At 46.2% G+C, this 2,148-nt stretch carries 1 protein-coding gene; it reads left to right on the forward strand.

The features are described from left to right. Window positions 1–549: 549 nt before the first annotated feature. The coding region (locus QUB26_RS31615) for a reverse transcriptase domain-containing protein (RefSeq protein ID WP_333321254.1) at window positions 550–2,148 on the forward strand (1,599 nt) is incomplete at its 3' end.

Here is a 2,148-nt window from a genome sequence, read left to right on the forward strand (position 1 = left end):
ACGTGCGATTCGTTGTAATGTGAATCACGGTTCAAATCCGTACATAACATTACCAACCAACTCCAAAAAAGAAGGTTGAACTCTCGGTCTGATGCGGGTGAAAATCCCGCCCACCAGACTCAGGTGTGACTCCCTATCTGCCTACACTGACCAGACTCGGTTTCTGGAGAGTGAAGCTAGGAACAGGGCGCAATCAGACATCCATTGTGGGGTGACACTGGCGCTAACGGGGAGTTCCTACGGTGAAAACAGAACCTAAGAAAGCAACCTATTGCCAAGCGGGACACAATACCAAAACCCGACTTCATTGGAGTTTATTCCTGCCGAGCTTGTTTTGAGCAACGGTATGAGTCTAAGGAATCCAATGGTTGAAGTGGTTCCACCTAACGGAACAAAACAATCTAACCGAGGGAACGAATAAAAACGGACTGAGGGTCAAGGGGAAGTCGAACCCCAAGTAGGCTAGACGAGCAGCGGAATCCCCTTAGTCCGGGTAGGACAGACCGTAATTGGTCTGAGGTGTTCAGAAAACATAAGTTAGAGCAGAGCATGATTAGACACAGCAGCAATGTTAGTGAATCTTGGAAGACGTTACCGTGGAAGAAATTCCGCCGTGATTTATTCCGCCTACAAAAACGAGTGTTTAAAGCGATTCAAGTTGGAGACAAGCAGAAAGCGAAGTCCCTTCAAAAGCTAATTCTGAAATCTCGGGCTGCAAGAATGTTGGCGATACGTCAAGTAACTCAACTAAATGCTGGCAAAAAGACTGCGGGAATCGATGGAAGAGCCTCACTCACATTTGAGGAAAGGTTGGCTCTGAGTGAAGAACTCAGAGCCAAAAGTAACAACTGGAAACATCAGAAGTTACGTTCAATACCAATCCCAAAAAAGGATGGGAGTACCCGCCTCCTTAAGATACCGACTATCGCCGATAGAGCGTGGCAATGCCTCGCAAAATACGCGCTAGAGCCAGCACACGAAGCAACTTTTCACGCTACGAGTTATGGATTTAGAACAGGAAGGTCGGCACACGACGCACAAAAAATTCTGTTCAACAATCTACGCTCTTACTGCAACGGAATAGAGAAACGGGTTATCGAACTCGATATCGAAAAATGCTTCGACAGGATAAGCCACAACAGCATCATGGAACGACTGATTGCCCCAAGAGGCATCAAGACCGGAATATTCCGCTGTCTAAAATCAGGAGTCAATCCAGAGTTTCCCGAACAAGGAACCCCGCAAGGGGGCGTGGTAAGTCCATTACTCGCCAATATCGCTCTCAATGGGATTGAGGAAATACATCAATCAGTTCGCTATGCGGACGACATGGTAATAATTCTGAAACCTAAAGATAATGCGGAGGCAATACTTGATAAAGTCAGCGAATTTCTGGCAGAACGAGGTATGAAGGTTAGTGACAAGAAAACTAAGCTAACAGCTACGACAGATGGGTTTGACTTCCTCGGTTGGCACTTCAAAGTGCAAAAAAACGGGAAATTTAGATGCGTTCCATCAGCGGACAATTTTAAAGCGTTCCACCAGAAGGTAAAACACATCGTTAACAACTCGAATTATGGTTCTACAGTCAAAGCTGAGAAATTAGCCCCTGTAGTTAGAGGTTGGAGAAATTACCATCGCTACTGTAAATTGGATGGGTCACGGTTATCGCTGTGGTTCACCGAAAAAAGAGCCTTCAAGGTATTCAACAAGGAAGCAAAACAGAATCGCTACACTGTCGAGAAATTGATAGAAAAAGCATTCCCGGCGGTTCCTTACTCCGAAAGCAAATTTGTCAATGTCAAAGGGGAGAAATCGCCTTACGACGGAGATATCACCTACTGGAGCGAACGTAACAGCAAACTCTACGACGGTGGAACCTCTAAAGCCTTAAAACGGCAAAACCATAAATGTGGAAAATGTGGCTTAAAAATGCTAGGCGATGAAAAGGTACATCTGCATCACGTAGATGGTTGCCACAGTAATTGGAAAATAAACAACCTTCTAGCGGTTCACGAAAGCTGCCACGACTATATCCACATGAGCAAAGGCGAAAGCCAAGAACATCGGGAGCTGGGTGCGGGGAAACTCGCACGCCCAGACCTAACAGAGAGGGGCGGGGAACAATATCCCCCCTCGACTCAACCC

It is taken from the genome of Microcoleus sp. B4-C1 (genome assembly GCF_036705285.1).
Classification (GTDB): domain Bacteria; phylum Cyanobacteriota; class Cyanobacteriia; order Cyanobacteriales; family Microcoleaceae; genus Microcoleus.